The sequence below is a fragment of the Pedobacter sp. AC402 genome (assembly GCF_979252805.1).
This window is the reverse complement of record NZ_CEEDAI010000001.1, coordinates 70,398-86,402: the sequence shown is the minus strand read 5'-3', so window position 1 is coordinate 86,402 and position 16,005 is coordinate 70,398. Positions and strand designations below refer to the sequence as shown.

Genomic DNA, 16,005 nt, shown 5'->3' with positions numbered 1-16,005 from the left:
CAGCTAAGTGCGAATATGGTTTACTCTTTTAAGATTTTTGCCAAAACCTTGTCCAGTTTAGTTTTTATCTTTCATATAAGCTTCCAAATCGTAAAGCTGCACCGTTTTAAACTCTATCGGATGGCTTTCGCTTTGTAATGAAATATAACCTGAGGTTAATGGTTTTCCATCTATTTTAACCTTCGGATCAAAATTGGAAACGCTACCACCACCAATTTGAGGCTTTGTATACTCCAACACCACTTCACCTGCTATAATGTGTTTTATTACCGAATCGCCTAAAACTAAAAATTCTGCGGTTACCCATTGGTCGCCAGCGTACGTTTTAGATTTTGAATCTAAACAGTGGGGGGTAAACAATTTGCCATTGTAATTAATTAAGGTGCCTGGAGTACATACATTGCTGGTATGGCGTTCATGTTCACCATCACCGCCAAGAATTTGACCTTCAATAGAAATCGGGAAATCCTGATTTTTTGACGTGGTTGCCGGATCCTGACAATGCAACATCGCACCGCTATTTCTTGTGGCCCAGCCTTCGCCACCTTTAGCCTGATCGCCAACAAAACGGTATGTTACTTTTAAAAGGTAAGCAGAAAAAGGCTTTTTATAGAAAATATGGCCGTATTGCTGGTCAAATTCTGAGTATCCGTCGTAACTTACTTTCATTACTCCGTTTTCTACCCGAAAAGTATTGGCATAATTCTCTTTGTAGTCGTGTTTTGCAATTTTAATGTTCCAATCTTTGAGATCTTTTCCATTAAAAAGATTGATCCAGCCTTTTTGGGCACTGGCGTTTGAGATTATTAGGGATAAAAATAATACTGAAAGGTAAATTGATTTTAATTTCATGGTTAGCATTTGGGTTAGGTGCTAAAAGTATGAAATTTTTTCGTTTCAGGAAACAAGAGTGAGTTAGGAGTTAAAGCCTATATAGACAAGTTGATAGTTTATCCTTGGAGCATACAGATCAAAAAGAGGTTTTCAGTTTTCAGTTTACAACAGGCAATTTTTAATTAATCAATTACAACAGTTAACCAAAACTTAATGAGCTAAAAAAGGCTGAACTCTTTCCAATGCAAATGCCAGTTGTTCTTCTTGTGTAAGATCAGTATTATCTAAAATAACCGCATCATCTGCCCTAACCAAAGGACTTTCCTTTCTGGTGGTATCAGCGTAATCGCGGTGTGCAAGATTTTCAAAAACTTCTTCTAAAGTGGTTTTATTATTGCCTTTACTTTCAAGTTCCTTAAATCTACGTTCGGCCCTTATTTTTGGATCAGCCGTCATAAAGAATTTTACAGGCACATGCGGGAAAACGGTTGTGCCGATATCGCGACCGTCCATTACTATGTTTTTTGATTTGCCCATGCGCTGTTGTTGTTTCACCATCTCATGGCGTACAATTTTATGTGCAGAAACCTCACTTACATTTTCTGAAACAGGCATTAAACGGATTTCATCAGAAACTTCTTCGCCGTTTAAGGTAATGTGCGATTCGTAATCGCGTGAGTGAAAATTCAATTCGATGTGTTGTAATGCATCTACAACTTTGGCATCATCAGTAACATCAATGTTGTTTCTTAAAAAATATAGTGTAACGGCACGGTACATCGCCCCGCTATCTACATAGATGAAGCCTAATTTTTTTGCTAATGCCTTTGCTAATGTGCTTTTTCCGCAAGATGAGTAGCCATCAATTGCGATTACAAGGTTTTTCTTCATCGTAGCGCAAAGGTAAAAAATAGAAACAGAATGCTCAATTTTTAGCAGTATAAAGATAAAATCTGATAAAATTTTTAATAAATGAATGGTTTGGCAGCTGATAATTAATTAAATAAAATACAAAATTGTAAGTTGAGGTGAATGGGGGAAGGGCCAAAATTTGTTTCAAATTCCTATTTTTGGTACATGTTACCTACAAGAGATGAAATTTTACGGTCTGTTACTTTCAAAACTTCCAGAAGCGGGGGGAAAGGCGGGCAGAATGTGAATAAGGTTTCGAAGGCAAGGTAGAACTGATCTTTGATATTGATGCCAATGAAAGTTTAAGTGATAACGAGAAAACTCTTTTAAAAGAAAAATTATCGAATCGCCTGGATAGTGAAGGCCTGTTGCATATTGTTTCGCAGGAGGATAGGAGCCAGCTTTTAAATAAAGAGAAAACGATTGCTAAATTGATCGATTTGTTAAAACGGTCACTTATTGTGCAGAAAAAGAGAAAACCAACTAAAATTCCTAAAGGAGTTATCGAAAAGAGGTTGAAAAATAAAGCCTCCACAGCAGAAAAGAAAAAAAACCGGAAAATAACTGATTTTTGAAATGAGATGTCAGATGAAAATATTTGCCACTACGTTTAAATAGTTATTCTTAGTAACGTCACCCTGAATTTATTTCAGGGTCTTTAGCGCAGGAGAGATGAATAAGCTTAGCAATGAATGCCAAACAATATAGGAATTCTAACTCTTCCCAAACCTGTAGTACAAGCTTAAGCCACCGTAATTCTGTGCCTTAGCTACACTTTTTACTTCTTTAGTTTTAAAAATTACATTAAAATCAGCTGTAAACCTTTTCGAACTATAATTTACACCAAATTGCTGCTCAAAAACAATCGGTTTAACACCAAAGGTAACCGGGCTATTGTTGTTAAAAAGACTGCCCTGAATCGTGGCATCATAAGCTACAAAATTAAGCTGTGGTTTTACATAAAAGAAAAATTCTGAATTGTGTAAGCTTTTCGTTTTGGCATTTCCGATTACTGCATTATGATATGCGCTATTGAATAATTGGTTTACCTTACCAATTCTGAATAAAAGCGATGTTCCCAAGCCAGAAAATGTTGTACCCAAATTGGCATAACCCTGGGCACTGATATCCACAATCGGATCTTCCGGCCGGAAAAGCAATTTGCTATAATTTGCAGCAAGATTTATGGCTAATTCATTTTTAATCTGATAATCCCAACCTGCGGGCGTATAAAAACCAACTGTTTTATGTAAAAAACGTTGTGCTGTTTGAAGCGAGCGAATTTGGCCCAACCGTTCCTAATTCTACACTGGTTTTTAAAACACTTTCGTTTTTGTAAAAAATAGAATAAGCACCGCCAGCATACAGATAACCTGCAAAAGGCCGGTCTTGATCTTCCTTGTTTGCTACCATGCCCCAATAAGGCGTATACATTTTCTGGCCCGCAGAAATTTCATAAGTCTTTTTCTCAACTTTATCCGATAGTTTTTCGGTATTTATAGCATGGCGGAAGTAAATAAACAACCCATTTGTGTAATAGCGGTCGTTTAACGTAGCCAAATAAGCATCGTTTTCGGTTTTAAAACCAAATTCGTTTTTAAACGACTGCGCAAAACTGGTTGAAGCAACCAAACAAAAAACTATGGCAAATAAAAATGATTTCATAAAAAAGCCCGGGCAATTACCCAGGCTATAAAAGTATTTATTGTTATTGGATTTTTGATGATAATCCAAAAGAATTACAATTTAGTTAACAATTGGCGCAATTTTAACGCTCAAATCCAATGGTTTTTTAACCTTGTTTTTGGTTAAAGCCAGCTCAATTACTTCACTCATTTCGGTTACATAATGGAATTTTAAATCCTTGATGTAACTTTCTTTAATTTCCAAAATATCTTTGCGGTTGCTTTTGCAAAGAATAATCTCTTTAATATTAGCACGCTTGGCAGCAAGTATTTTTTCTTTTATTCCGCCCACAGGAAGCACTTTTCCGCGTAAGGTAATTTCTCCCGTCATGGCCAGGTGCTGTTTTACTTTACGTTGTGTAAATGCAGAAGTTAATGCGGTAAGCATGGTTACTCCTGCCGATGGACCATCTTTTGGTGTAGCACCTGCAGGCACGTGAACGTGAACATCCCAATTGTCAAACAATGAATAATCGATGTCGAATTCTGCAGCATGCGCACGTAAATAGGCCAGGGCAATAACCGCCGATTCTTTCATTACATCGCCGAGGTTACCCGTTAGCGTTAATTTTCCTTTACCCGGACTTAAACTCGATTCGATAAATAAAATGTCACCGCCAACGCTTGTCCAGGCTAAACCCGTAACAACACCAGCCACTTCGTTACCTTCATATAAATCTTTATCGTAAATCGGTGCGCCTAAAATACGTTCAACATCATCATTGCTTAAGTTGGCATCATAGGTTTCTTCCATGGCAATTTTTGTAGCAACACCACGCACCAATGAACCTATTTTTTTCTCTAAGCCACGAACCCCCGATTCTCTGGTATAATCTTCGATCACTTTCTCAATCAATGCAGTTTTTAGGCTGATATCTTTCGTTTGTAAACCATGATTTTCCTTCTGTTTTGGCAACAGGTATTTTTTGGCAATTTCTATTTTTTCTTCAATGGTATAGCCGTTTACCTCAATAATTTCCATGCGATCTAACAAAGCAGGTTGTATGGTACTTAAAGAGTTCGCGGTTGCAATGAACAGAATATTTGATAAATCGTAATCTACCTCTACATAATGATCGTAGAAAGCATTGTTCTGTTCAGGATCTAAAACCTCAAGCAATGCTGATGATGGATCGCCACGGTGGTCAGTTCCTACTTTATCAATCTCATCCAATACAAAAACAGGATTATCTGCACCGGCTTTTTTAATGGAAGAAATAATACGGCCTGGCATAGCACCAATATAAGTTTTACGGTGACCGCGAATTTCTGCCTCATCGCGGATGCCACCCAAAGCCATACGCACATATTTACGGCCCAATGCCTTTGCAATTGACTTTCCTAATGAAGTTTTACCAACTCCCGGTGGGCCAACCAAACATAAAATTGGCGCTTTCATATTGCGCTTTAATTTTAATACAGCCAAGTATTCGATAATGCGCTGCTTAACTTTTTCTAAACCGAAATGATCTTTGTCTAAAATCCGCTGTGCTCTTTTTAGGTCGAAATTATCTTTGGTAAATTCACTCCAGGGCAAATCCAAAAGTAACTCCAGGTAATTTAACTGTACCGAATAATCAGGTGCAGCCGGATTCATTCTGCCCAGCTTATCAAGTTCTTTATCAAAATGATCTGCAACAGTTTGGGCCCATTTTTTCTTTTTGGCTTTTTCCTGTAAAGCATCAAATTCTAAATCGGCAGAATTGCCACCCAGTTCTTCCTGAATGGTTTTTAATTGCTGATTTAAGAAATAATCACGTTGTTGCTTATCTAAATCAGTACGTACTTTCGATTGAATCTGATTTCTCAATTCGAGCATCTGCAATTCAACCATCAAAAGTTCCATTACCTTTTGTGCCCTTTCCTGCAATTTATCCATTTCCAGGATTTTTTGCTTATCGGACATTTCGGCATTCATGTTTGACGAAATGAAATTAATCAGAAATGAATTGCTCTCTATGTTTTTAAGTGCAATACTAGCTTCACTCGGTATATTTGGAGAAAGCTGTATAATCTGAGCTGACATTTCGCGGATAGATGCAATCAGCGTTTTAAACTCTTTATCTGCTTTATGTTTCTGCTCTTCGAATTTTTTTACAACCGCTTTAATGTAAGGCTCGTTCTGCACTTCTTCAATCAGGCTGAAACGTTGCTTACCCTGAATAATTACCGTAGTATTACCATCAGGCATTTGCAAAAGCTTAATGATGTTTGCAACCGTACCAACAGTGTTAAGTTGCTCAAAAGTAGGGTCTTCGATAGAAACATCCTTCTGAGAAACAACACCGATGATTTTATTTCCTTTGTAAGCTTCTTTAATTAATTTAATTGATTTATCTCTTCCAACCGTGATGGGAATCACCACACCTGGAAATAAAACTGTGTTTCGCAAAGGCAATATCGCCAATGTATCCTGGTGTTTCCTCATTGTTCATTTCCTCCTCGTCTTGTTGAGACATTAAAGGGAAAAATTCGGTATCCTCATTTATAATTGGCATTGCTGTATGGAAATCAAATATATCTTGTTTACTCATTATCACATTTTCCGCTAACGACAAACTGGCAGTTTAATCGTATTCACTTTGTTTAATTTTGGTATTAAGTTAATAAATTCAACTCTTGTGCCAAACTGAAAATAACATTAATCTTATGTTAAAAAGGCAGAGTAACATAAATATTTCAGCCACTATCATATAAAGCATATTTTAGCGTTTAAGCTAATGTTTAGGACAGTTGGTTTTAAATGAAAGATAATTAAAAACTTTTAAATTATCAGAATAGGATTATATTGCAAAAAATTTCTCCTATAAAATTACGTTAGGCGTTTGATTTGTTAAACTTATTACTCATACATGAACTATTTTAAAAAGGCTATTTTAGGATTAATTATTTTTTCATCAACCAGTAGTTTTGCCCAAAGCAGTTACGAAAGAAGTATGCAGGCCATGATGAAAGGTGATTATAAAACTGCCGCCGCTCAATTAGAAAAAGCCGATACCAAAACCCCTGATAATGCCAATGTATTAAAAATGCTTGGTTATTCTTATTTTCAGAACCATGAGTATGAGAAATGCATTGCAACTTATAGCCGCTTATTAACCATAAAGCCTACCGAAGTTACTGCCTATTATTACCGGGGAATAGCAAGGTTGAAAATAGCCAATGATCCTAAAGAATCATTAAATACCATGCGCGAAAATTTTTACCTGGCCTCACTTAAAGATTTTACCAAAGCCATCGAAAATAAATGGTGATGAAGATGCCCAGATGTTTCAAAACCGTGGATTAGCCTACAAAGATTACGCAATTTTTAAATCTTTTAAGGCAAAGAAAAAGGACGAAAAGGCTGCTTGCGTAGCTCTATTTAATAATTCTATAGTCGATTTTCAAAAGGTATTAACGTTGCAACCGCTAAGAAAAGATATTATTGACTGGGTAACGTATGATAAAGCGCAAATTGCTAGTTTAAAATAGAATAGTACTTAAAAAGAAAAGGGGACTTGAATATTTTCGAGTCCCCTTTTTTTATTTTAATTTACCAACTATCGAATATTTCTTCTCATTTAACAACCTGATTTTCTGCTGCTTTTTGATCGAATACAAACTATCCGGGAAATAAGTTAAAGTATCCAGCGATCGGTATAAGATATTTTTATTATCAACGATGATCTCTATTTTATCGGCTTTCTCACCTTTCCATGTTATAGAAACCTTTTTGATCGGGATTTTTTTATTATCGGAAATATAACTATCTACTCCGTTTTGTTCTTTTATTTTAAAACTTCCTTTCCACGAAGTTTTATTAATGTCGGCATTAACAAAAATGGCCAGCTCTTTTGTCCAGTCGGCTATTTTGGCTGTTTTATTTTCTGCCGCGCCATTTATGCTAACTGTTTTGTTTACTTCAGGATTTAACTTTTGAAGGCGGTTAATTTCCTTTTCGAAATATCCTTTAACATCAAAATACAATAAATCAGTATTTGCTTCGGCTTCTTTCCGCTGGTTGCAGGAAAACAAGGCCAAAGCAAATACCAGAAAATACAGTTTCTTAACCATTATACTAAAACATTTCCTGTCATTTCTTCTGGAATGGCAACACCTAATATTTTTAAAACAGTAGGTGCAATGTCGCCTAGTTTCCCATCAGCAATGGTTTTATAATCTTTATCGATTAAAATACATGGAACAAGATTGGTGGTGTGTGCAGTATTAGCAGATCCATCTCCGTTAACCATAAACTCCGAATTACCATGATCGGCTAAAAGAATAAATGAATAACCATGAGCTAAACCTGTGTTTACCACAGTTTCTGCACATTTATCAGCGGTTTCTACTGCTTTTATTACGGCTTCAAAAACACCTGTATGTCCAACCATATCAGGATTGGCAAAATTTAAGCAGATAAAATCAGCCCAACCAGTTTCCATTTCTTTGGTAATGGCTTCCGTAATTCCTGCTGCGCTCATCTCTGGCTGAAGATCGTAAGTAGCCACTTTTGGCGAAGGAATTAAAAGTCGCTTTTCATTTTTAAACTCAGCTTCCCTTCCTCCTGAGAAAAAGAAAGTTACGTGAGGGTATTTTTCCGTTTCTGCAATGCGGATCTGGTTTTTGTTGTTATTGGCCAATACTTCGCCAATGGTTTGGATTAAATCATCTTTAGTAAAAATTACATTAACCCTTTCAAAACTTTCGTCGTAAGTAGTCATTGTAACATAATACAACGGTAATTTGTGCATTTGTTGCTCTGGAAAATCCTTTTGAGTTAGAGCTGTTGTTATTTCACGGCCTCTATCAGTACGGAAATTGAAACAGATCACCACATCATCGTTTTGAATAGTGGCTACCGGAACACCATCAGCTTGCGTTAAAACTATTGGTTTTAAAAATTCGTCGGTTACGCCCTCTGCATACGATTTTTTGATCGCTGCCAAAGCATCCTAGTTTTCTCGCCAACTCCATTAACCATCACATCATAAGCCTGTTTAACGCGTTCCCAGCGGTTATCGCGGTCCATAGCGTAATAACGCCCAACCATAGTTGCTAATTTAGCATTGGTATGCTGAATGTGGTTTTCGAGGTCGGTTATAAAACCCAATCCAGAATTTGGATCAGTATCGCGGCCATCTAAAAATGCGTGTATAAAAGTGTTTGGTACTTGCGCTTCATTAGCGGCATCGCACAAAGCTTTTAAATGTTCAATGTGGGCATGTACGCCACCATTAGAAACAAGGCCTATAAAATGAACAGCTTTATTATTTTGTTTTGCATAATCGAATGCGTTTAACAAAATAGGGTTGGTGTGCAATTCTCTGTCGGTAATTGATTTGTTTATTCTTCCAAGCTCCTGGTAAACTACCCGGCCAGCACCTAAATTCATGTGCCCAACTTCAGAATTACCCATTTGCCCGGCTGGTAAACCTACTGCTTCACCAGATGCTTCGAGCTTAGAGTTTGGATAGTTTTTTAATAACGAATCGAAAAAAGGAGTATTTGCAGCATAGGCGGCATCGGAATTATCTTGTTTTCCGTAGCCCCAACCATCTAAAATTATTAGCGCGAGTTTTTTATCGTTTACCATCTTTATAGAAAAATTTATTGATCCACATTAAAACATTTTCATGTATAACATGTTTTAGTGTTTTGTTAATATCGCAAATATAGCTTTATTGAAGCTTATACAAATTAAGAAATCCTTTTTTTGATGTGCTAATGGCATAATTTTAGCTAGAGGGTTCTGTATAAAATACAGAAATGATCCGGAGCTTATTTTTATTCATTATCAGTTTATCTTCATTATATGGTCCAACAGTTATCCAGGCTGATATAATTGATGATTTATCCTCGTATTTTAAGTCTGCAAACTCAAAAGAAATAGCCAAAAATTTTGCCTCAACTATCGAACTTATCATTATTGATGAAGAAGATGTATACTCAAAAGCACAGGGTGAACAAATTTTGAGAGATTTTTTTATCAAACACCCCCCAGTTAAAACAAGTATTTTTCATAAAATTAACACCAATCCAAACTACCGCTTTGGTGTAATCATCCTGAATACCGCAAAGGAAACTTTCAGGATTTCCATCACAATGAAAAAATTCAATACCAGTTTTTCAATTACTGAATTACGGATCGAACCGGCAAAAGATTAATTGGCCCAAAGCCATTATAAATTTTACCATCGCTTTGCTTTTTGCCGACTCCCCAAGTTGTAAAGACGATTATATAAACTTCTGAAGTTAACAGATCACTTTAAAGCTTCAGTAAATTGTCTGCTAATAAATATTTCTTATTTTTGCGGCATAAAATCTACATTTTGGATATTCAGCTTATACATCAGTTCATAAAAAATGCCCTTACCGAAGATGTTGGTGATGGCGATCATACTTCACTTTCAACCATTCCCTCAGGAACACAGGGAAAAGCAAAACTGATCATCAAAGAGGATGGTATTTTAGCCGGAATCGAACTGGCCATTGAAATTTTTAAGGAAGTAGATGCCAATTTGAAAGTTGATGTTTTATTGCATGATGGGGCGGAGGTAAAAGTAGGTGATATTGCATTAACAGTTGAGGGCAGTACCCATGCTATTTTAATTGCCGAACGTTTAGTTTTAAACTGTATGCAGCGCATGAGTGGCATTGCAACAAAAACGCATCGGATTGTTTCATTGCTAAAAACAACTAAAACTAAAATTTTAGATACCCGTAAAACTACTCCAGGACTTCGTTATTTGGAAAAATGGGCGGTTAGAATTGGTGGAGGTGTAAATCACCGCATTGGTTTGTACGATATGATTTTGATTAAGGATAACCATGTAGATTATGCCGGAGGAATTTCGAATGCGATAAATGCGGCTCATCAATATCTGTCAAATCAAAATAAAGCGCTTCAGATTGAAATAGAAGTAAGAAATTTAAAAGAACTGGCTCAGGTTTTGGCTATTGGTGGTGTAGATCGCATTATGTTGGATAATTTTAGCTTTGAAAATTTAAAGGCTGCGGTTTCATTAATCGATGGTAAATTTATTACAGAAGCTTCTGGTGGAATTACAGAAGAAAATGTTGCAGAATATGCTGCTTGTGGTGTTGATTATATTTCGATGGGGGCGCTTACACATTCTGTAAAAAGCCTGGATATGAGTTTAAAAGCATACTAAAGTGAATTGCTATAAAATTAAAAGCTTATTTTTTGTATCATTGTAGGCTATGGTTACGGTTTATTCTCTCAGCGCACTATTAATTGCCTACCTTTTTGGATCTATACCAACAGCTGTATGGCTTGGTCAGGCCTTTTATGGGGTTGATGTAAGAGAATATGGAAGTGGCAATGCCGGTGCAACCAATACTTTTAGGGTATTAGGTAAAAAAGCCGGAATAGCTGTAATGATCATCGATATAGCAAAAGGTTATACCGCAACCAATCTGGCCTATTTTATCGGCATGTCGGTAACCGGACCACAAAACTCAGTTGTTTTTGTTAATTATCAGCTCGCCCTAGGGGTAACCGCAGTAATGGGGCATTTATTCCCTGTTTTTGCAGGTTTTAGGGGAGGAAAAGGAGTGGCTACACTTTTTGGAATGATTTTGGCAGTTAACTTCGAGGCATCTATGCTTTGTGTTCTGGTTTTTGTGGTGGTATTGTTGTTAACTAAATACGTTTCATTAAGCTCTATCTGTGCAGGATTTACCTTTCCGCTCAGCGTTGTGTTTTTATTTCAGGTTTCCATTAAATCTGAAGTATTATACGGGATGGTAGTTTGTGTTCTTATCTTGGTTACCCACCAAAAAAACCTCGAAAGATTGCTGAAAGGCAAAGAATCTAAAGTGTATTTGTTTAGGAAGAAAACTAATTAATTAACAAAACACATTTCACTAAAACATATTTATAGGCTTGCTGTTTAATCATCGGTTTTGCTTATCAGTATTTACTAATCATTTAAAATCGTATTATGAAAAAGTTATTTTTAACAGCAAGCGTTGCTGGGATCTTATTATTTAACTCCTGCTCTACCGTTCCTTTAACAGGGCGCAGCCGGTTTGATTTAGTGAGTAACGATCAGGTTTTGCCGATGGCCTTTCAGGCTTACAGTACGTTTTTAACAGAAAATAAATCAACTGTTTTACCAGCCTCAAATGCACAGGCTTTAAAAGTGAAAACCATTGGAAGCAGGTTAATTACAGCTGTAAAATCTTACATGAACAGCAATAATTATGGTAACTTGATTGCAGATTACCAATGGGAAGTTAATGTTGTTCAAAATAACGAGAAAAACGCATGGTGTATGCCCGGTGGAAAAATTGTAGTTTATACTGGTATTTTACCAGTAACACAGGATGATGCAGGTTTAGCTACCGTAATGGGCCACGAGATTGCCCATGCCATTGCAGGTCACTCAGCAGAACGTATGTCGCAAGAGATGGTTGCACAGGGAGTTGGTGCGGCAGCAGGCGTAGCATTATCTAAAAACCCTAAAACACAGTCTATTTTCAATACGCTTTATGGCGTTGGTACACCGGTTGCAATGCTAAAATTCAGCCGTAATCAGGAGTTGGAAGCAGATCGTTTGGGTTTGATTTTCATGGCTATGGCCGGATATAATCCTCAAAGTGCTACTGCTTTCTGGAATAGAATGTCGGCTGCTTCTGCAGGTGCACAAAAACCAGCGGAGTTTTTAAGTACGCACCCTAGTGATGCCACGCGTATTGCACAGATTCAAAAGTATTTGCCTGAAGCGCAACAGTATTATAAGAAATAAGGTTAGAAGCCAGAAGGTATAAAGGTGGAAGGTTTTTGCGTCATGTAGAAATTTTCCACCTTTTTTGTTTTCGTAAACTTCATACTATCCTTAAGCTTCGGGATCAGCATATTCCTTGCTATAAGATCCTGAAATAAATCCGATAGCTATCGGATCAGGATGATGGATTTCTATTCGTTAAGTTGGAGCCAGGCGTTACGATCAAATTATAATCAATTACTTAATAAACCAATGCTGAAATCAACTAACTAGCCAAAACCTTCAAAATTGCACTGGCTTTTAATAAACATTCTTCATATTCTGAAACGGCATCGCTTTGATACGTAATTGCACCACCAACCTGAAAAGATAGGTATTTGGATGTTGCGTTGTATAAAATACTTCTGATCACAACATTAAAATCGAAATCTCCATCCGGACTGATGCAGCCAAATGAGCCTGAATAAATGCCTCTTTTGGTTACTTCATATTCTTCAATCAGTTTCATGGCTTTAACTTTAGGCGCGCCTGTCATGGAGCCCATTGGAAATGCATTTTTAATGGCATCTATAGCATTAACCCCGGGATCTAACTCACAGCTGACGGTAGAAATCATCTGATGTACCTGCGGAAAGCTGTAGATACCAAATAACTCATCCACCATAACAGAACCCTTAACAGCCGATTTGGTAAGGTCGTGACGCACTAAATCAACAATCATAACGTTTTCTGCTTGTTCTTTAATACTGTTCCTGAGCTGCATTTTTATATGCTCGTCTTCAATTGGATTTAAGCTTCTTTTTGCGGTACCTTTAATGGGCTGAGAGGTCAATTTCGATCCTCGTTTGCAAAGAAACCTCTCTGGTGTAGCGGATAGAATATATTTATCGTAAACTTTAAAATAGCCAGCAAAAGGGGTGGGGGATAATTGATTTAGTGCCTCAAAAGTTTCAACCGGGTGTATTTTTGCATTTTTAGCGAAAAATTCCTGGCAAAAATTAACTTCGTAAATATCGCCCCTAATAATATGATCTCTTAAAGCTTCTACTTTATTAATATATTGATCTTTCGATAATCTTTGTGCAATTGTTATTGCGTGGGCGAGTTTTTTTCCTGGTAAGTTAAAAGTCTCTATTTCTAATAGTATGGATTGATCTCCAAGCAAAACCTCTGCTTTGCCGTTTTTAAATGCAATTAAATATTTTGGCACAAAAAAGTAAAGATCAGGAAAATTTAAGTGGTCTGGATTATTAGAATGGACTGCTTCAATCTCATTTTTTAAATCATAGCTAAAGAAGCCAAAAACCCATTGTTTATGTGCAGCATAAAAGCTTTTCATCTGCTGAAAGGCATTGCCTGATGTGCATTTAAGTTCATGATGTGCATCGGCAGCTAAAATAAAATCATAGGCAGAATAGGCGTCTTTGTAATCATTTGAATCTAAAATGCAACACACTTCAAATTGGTTGGCCCAATGCAATGCTTTTTGTTTAAAATTAGATATGTTTTGTGTGGTTTTCAAGCTTCGGCAAAGGTAAAAATAGCGTTGATAATTGTAAGAAATTAATTTTTATCTTTTGGAACGGCTTATTGATTTTCTCATGCCAATTCATTGAGATAGATCGTCATTTCGAGCGGAGTGCAACGCAGTCGAGAAATCTGTTTAGATAGATCTCTCCGCTTTGGTCGAGATGAAATTTCGGGTAGATAGAGAGCCCTGGAGTCTATTGCATTAAGATTCCCGCCTGCGCGGGAATGACGATTTTTTTATAATAATTAACTAAAAAACAAAAAAGCAACCCGGTTGTGGGTTGCCTTTTCTTTTATGAACCGTCAACCTGAATTTATTTCTAGACGACGGAATCTTATGTTTTAACGTAATTCAAGCGTTTGTGCTTCTATCTGGTCCTACTGAAAGGAATTTAATCGGCACTTCTAACTCTTTCTCTAGGAAAGCTATATAATCGTTCAATTTAGCAGGAATTTCATCCACAGAAGTAATTTTGGTTACATCAGTAGCCCAACCATCAATTGCTTTTAATACTGGTTTTGGCTCGATTGAAATAATATCATATGGCATATAATCGATCGTTTCACCATTGTATTCGTAGTGTGTACAAGCATAGATCGTATCGAAAGTATCCAAAACATCAGCTTTCATCATAATTAACTCGGTTACACCGTTTAACATGATGGCATATTTTAATGCAGGAAGATCAATCCAGCCACAACGACGGGCACGGCCTGTTGTTGCACCAAATTCGTGACCTAAAGCCCTTAAATTTTCGCCAACTTCATTATCCAGTTCGGTAGGGAAAGGCCCGCCACCAACACGTGTGCAATATGCTTTGAAGATACCATAAACGGCACCCACCTTATTTGGCGCAATACCTAAACCAGTACAGGCACCAGCAGTGGTAGTATTGCTTGAAGTTACAAAAGGGTATGAACCGAAATCCACATCCAATAATGTTCCTTGCGCACCTTCTGCTAAAACTGCTTTTCCTTCTCTTAAGAAACCATTCACATAATGTTCGCTATCTACATGAGGAATCGTTTTTAAGAATTCGATTGCTTCAAAGAATGAAGCTTCTTTTTCTGCCAGTTCGTATTCAAAACCTTCATAATGAGAAAGGATTTCAGTGTGTTTTTCTACCAATTTAGCATAACGCTCTTTAAAATCAGGTAGTGTAGTATCACCAACCCGTAAACCGTTACGGCCGGTTTTATCCATATAAGTTGGACCAATACCTTTTAAGGTTGATCCAATCTTATTTTTACCCATGCGTGCTTCATTAGCAGCATCCAATAACTGGTGGGTTGGTAAAATTAAGTGTGCTTTACGGGCAATTACCAGTTTGCCATCTGCAACAGGGTCATGACCAGCTTTTTTTAAATTATCTAACTCTCTTTTAAGGATAATTGGGTCGATTACTACGCCATTACCGATAAGATTCATGGTTTTTTCGTTAAAAATTCCTGAGGGGATTGTATTTAAAACGAATTTTTTGCCATCGAACTCTAAAGTATGTCCGGCATTTGGGCCACCCTGAAAACGGGCAATAAGATCATATTTTGGACTTAGTACATCAACGATTTTTCCCTTTCCTTCGTCGCCCCATTGCAGGCCGAGAAGTACATCTACTTGCGTCATTATTTAATAAATTAAGCTGGTTTTATTTGTATTATGATTTAATTTCTTCGATTTTTTCAGCTGATGCTGCACTTTCGCTAACTTTTCTGGCCATACTGCAATCAGAGCAGAAACCATAAAGGTTTAACGAATGGTGTTTTACATCAAATTTTAAAAGATCTCCAACCATGGTTTGGATCTGGTGAATTCGTGGATCGCAGAATTCTACTACTTTACCACATTCTATACAGATTACATGATCGTGCTGGCGGTAACCATAAGATTTTTCGAATTGCGCCATGTTTTTACCAAACTGGTGTTTGGTAACCAAATCGCACGAAACCAATAACTCCAATGTATTGTAAACCGTAGCACGACTTACGCGGTACTTTTGGTTTTTCATATGGATATAAAGGGTTTCTACGTCAAAGTGGTCGTTTCTAGAATATATTTCTTCCAATATAGCGAAACGCTCTGGTGTTTTACGTAGATTTTTGTTTTCTAAATAAGCCTCAAAAATCTTGCGAACGAGCTCATTTGTTTTTTGTTCAGACATAGTTTTTAAACTCCATTCAAAGGTAGGTAAATTGTTTTGAAAAATGATTACACCGATGAAATGATTACACAGATTTGTAATTAGTTAGTGGGCCGTGGCCGGAATTTAGAAGTTCAAATTGCAAATAACATCCGGCATCTAATTTCAAAA

The 16,005-nt window shown here is 36.9% G+C and carries 14 protein-coding genes and 3 pseudogenes; 7 read left to right on the top strand and 10 right to left on the bottom strand.

Translation table 11 applies throughout. The features are described 5' to 3' along the window. Nucleotides 1–57 precede the first annotated feature (57 nt). Together AC0IWE_RS00400 and cmk are read right to left on the bottom strand one after the other, a co-directional pair. Nucleotides 58–852 carry a 3-keto-disaccharide hydrolase gene (locus tag AC0IWE_RS00400; RefSeq protein WP_471791491.1) on the bottom strand — a complete coding sequence of 265 codons (795 nt, stop codon included), beginning with the start codon at nt 850–852 and terminating at the stop codon, nt 58–60. Nucleotides 853–1,044: 192 nt separating this feature from the next. Then, complete coding sequence (gene cmk, locus AC0IWE_RS00395; RefSeq protein WP_471791490.1) at nt 1,045–1,725, bottom strand: (d)CMP kinase; 681 nt, start codon at nt 1,723–1,725, stop codon at nt 1,045–1,047. A gap of 183 nt (nt 1,726–1,908) precedes the next feature. On the opposite strand from cmk, the pseudogene AC0IWE_RS00390 reads away from it, so the two are divergent. Then, nucleotides 1,909–2,010, top strand: a pseudogene (locus AC0IWE_RS00390) (alternative ribosome rescue aminoacyl-tRNA hydrolase ArfB); the annotation flags it as partial. Nucleotides 2,011–2,459: 449 nt separating this feature from the next. Here the strand turns inward: AC0IWE_RS00390 and AC0IWE_RS00385 are convergent. From AC0IWE_RS00385 to lon, 3 genes and pseudogenes are all read right to left on the bottom strand, one after another. Further along, nucleotides 2,460–3,038 carry a lipid A-modifier LpxR family protein gene (locus AC0IWE_RS00385; protein WP_471791489.1) on the bottom strand — a complete coding sequence of 193 codons (579 nt, stop codon included), beginning with the start codon at nt 3,036–3,038 and terminating at the stop codon, nt 2,460–2,462. After that, nucleotides 2,992–3,411 (bottom strand): lipid A-modifier LpxR family protein, encoded by a 420-nt coding sequence (locus tag AC0IWE_RS00380; protein ID WP_471791488.1) that lies wholly within the window; start codon nt 3,409–3,411, stop codon nt 2,992–2,994. Before AC0IWE_RS00380 ends, AC0IWE_RS00385 begins: the two co-directional genes overlap by 47 nt. A gap of 81 nt (nt 3,412–3,492) precedes the next feature. Next, a pseudogene (lon, locus tag AC0IWE_RS00375) lies at nt 3,493–5,965 on the bottom strand (endopeptidase La). A gap of 318 nt (nt 5,966–6,283) precedes the next feature. On the opposite strand from lon, the gene AC0IWE_RS00370 reads away from it, so the two are divergent. Beyond that, entirely contained in the window at nt 6,284–6,685 is a 402-nt protein-coding gene (locus AC0IWE_RS00370; RefSeq protein WP_471791487.1) for a tetratricopeptide repeat protein, read from the top strand. Between the two features lie 13 nt (nt 6,686–6,698). Further along, nucleotides 6,699–6,905: a hypothetical protein gene (locus AC0IWE_RS00365; protein ID WP_471791486.1), complete on the top strand. Its 207-nt coding sequence runs from the start codon at nt 6,699–6,701 to the stop codon at nt 6,903–6,905. Between the two features lie 51 nt (nt 6,906–6,956). On the opposite strand, the gene AC0IWE_RS00360 is transcribed toward AC0IWE_RS00365, so the two are convergent. Continuing rightward, on the bottom strand, nt 6,957–7,487 hold the full coding sequence (locus tag AC0IWE_RS00360; RefSeq protein WP_471791485.1) for a hypothetical protein: 531 nt from the start codon (nt 7,485–7,487) through the stop codon (nt 6,957–6,959). Further along, nucleotides 7,487–9,009 (bottom strand): annotated as a pseudogene (gene gpmI / locus AC0IWE_RS00355) (2,3-bisphosphoglycerate-independent phosphoglycerate mutase). The gene AC0IWE_RS00360 and the pseudogene gpmI overlap by 1 nt, the downstream one beginning before the upstream one ends. Before the next feature lie 173 nt (nt 9,010–9,182). Between gpmI and AC0IWE_RS00350 the strand changes: the two are divergent. From AC0IWE_RS00350 to AC0IWE_RS00335, 4 genes are all read left to right on the top strand, one after another. Beyond that, a complete protein-coding gene (locus tag AC0IWE_RS00350) occupies nt 9,183–9,581 on the top strand; it encodes a DUF4783 domain-containing protein (RefSeq protein ID WP_471791484.1) in 399 nt (132 codons plus the stop codon). A gap of 164 nt (nt 9,582–9,745) precedes the next feature. Further along, nucleotides 9,746–10,588 carry a carboxylating nicotinate-nucleotide diphosphorylase gene (nadC, locus tag AC0IWE_RS00345; protein WP_471791483.1) on the top strand — a complete coding sequence of 281 codons (843 nt, stop codon included), beginning with the start codon at nt 9,746–9,748 and terminating at the stop codon, nt 10,586–10,588. 49 nt (nt 10,589–10,637) lie between these two features. Next, nucleotides 10,638–11,285 carry a glycerol-3-phosphate 1-O-acyltransferase PlsY gene (gene plsY / locus AC0IWE_RS00340; protein WP_055906441.1) on the top strand — a complete coding sequence of 216 codons (648 nt, stop codon included), beginning with the start codon at nt 10,638–10,640 and terminating at the stop codon, nt 11,283–11,285. A 95-nt stretch (nt 11,286–11,380) separates the two neighbouring features. Then, nucleotides 11,381–12,187 carry a M48 family metallopeptidase gene (locus AC0IWE_RS00335; RefSeq protein WP_055906438.1) on the top strand — a complete coding sequence of 269 codons (807 nt, stop codon included), beginning with the start codon at nt 11,381–11,383 and terminating at the stop codon, nt 12,185–12,187. 244 nt (nt 12,188–12,431) lie between these two features. Here the strand turns inward: AC0IWE_RS00335 and AC0IWE_RS00330 are convergent, their stop codons facing one another. The 3 genes from AC0IWE_RS00330 to AC0IWE_RS00320 form a co-directional block, all read right to left on the bottom strand. Beyond that, on the bottom strand, nt 12,432–13,688 hold the full coding sequence (locus AC0IWE_RS00330) for an anthranilate synthase component I family protein (protein WP_471791482.1): 1,257 nt from the start codon (nt 13,686–13,688) through the stop codon (nt 12,432–12,434). Nucleotides 13,689–14,048: 360 nt separating this feature from the next. Then, nucleotides 14,049–15,320, bottom strand: a complete 1,272-nt coding sequence (locus AC0IWE_RS00325) for an adenylosuccinate synthase (protein WP_471791481.1) — start codon at nt 15,318–15,320, stop codon at nt 14,049–14,051. A gap of 31 nt (nt 15,321–15,351) precedes the next feature. Next, nucleotides 15,352–15,855 carry a Fur family transcriptional regulator gene (locus AC0IWE_RS00320; RefSeq protein ID WP_055906430.1) on the bottom strand — a complete coding sequence of 168 codons (504 nt, stop codon included), beginning with the start codon at nt 15,853–15,855 and terminating at the stop codon, nt 15,352–15,354. Nucleotides 15,856–16,005: the final 150 nt, after the last annotated feature.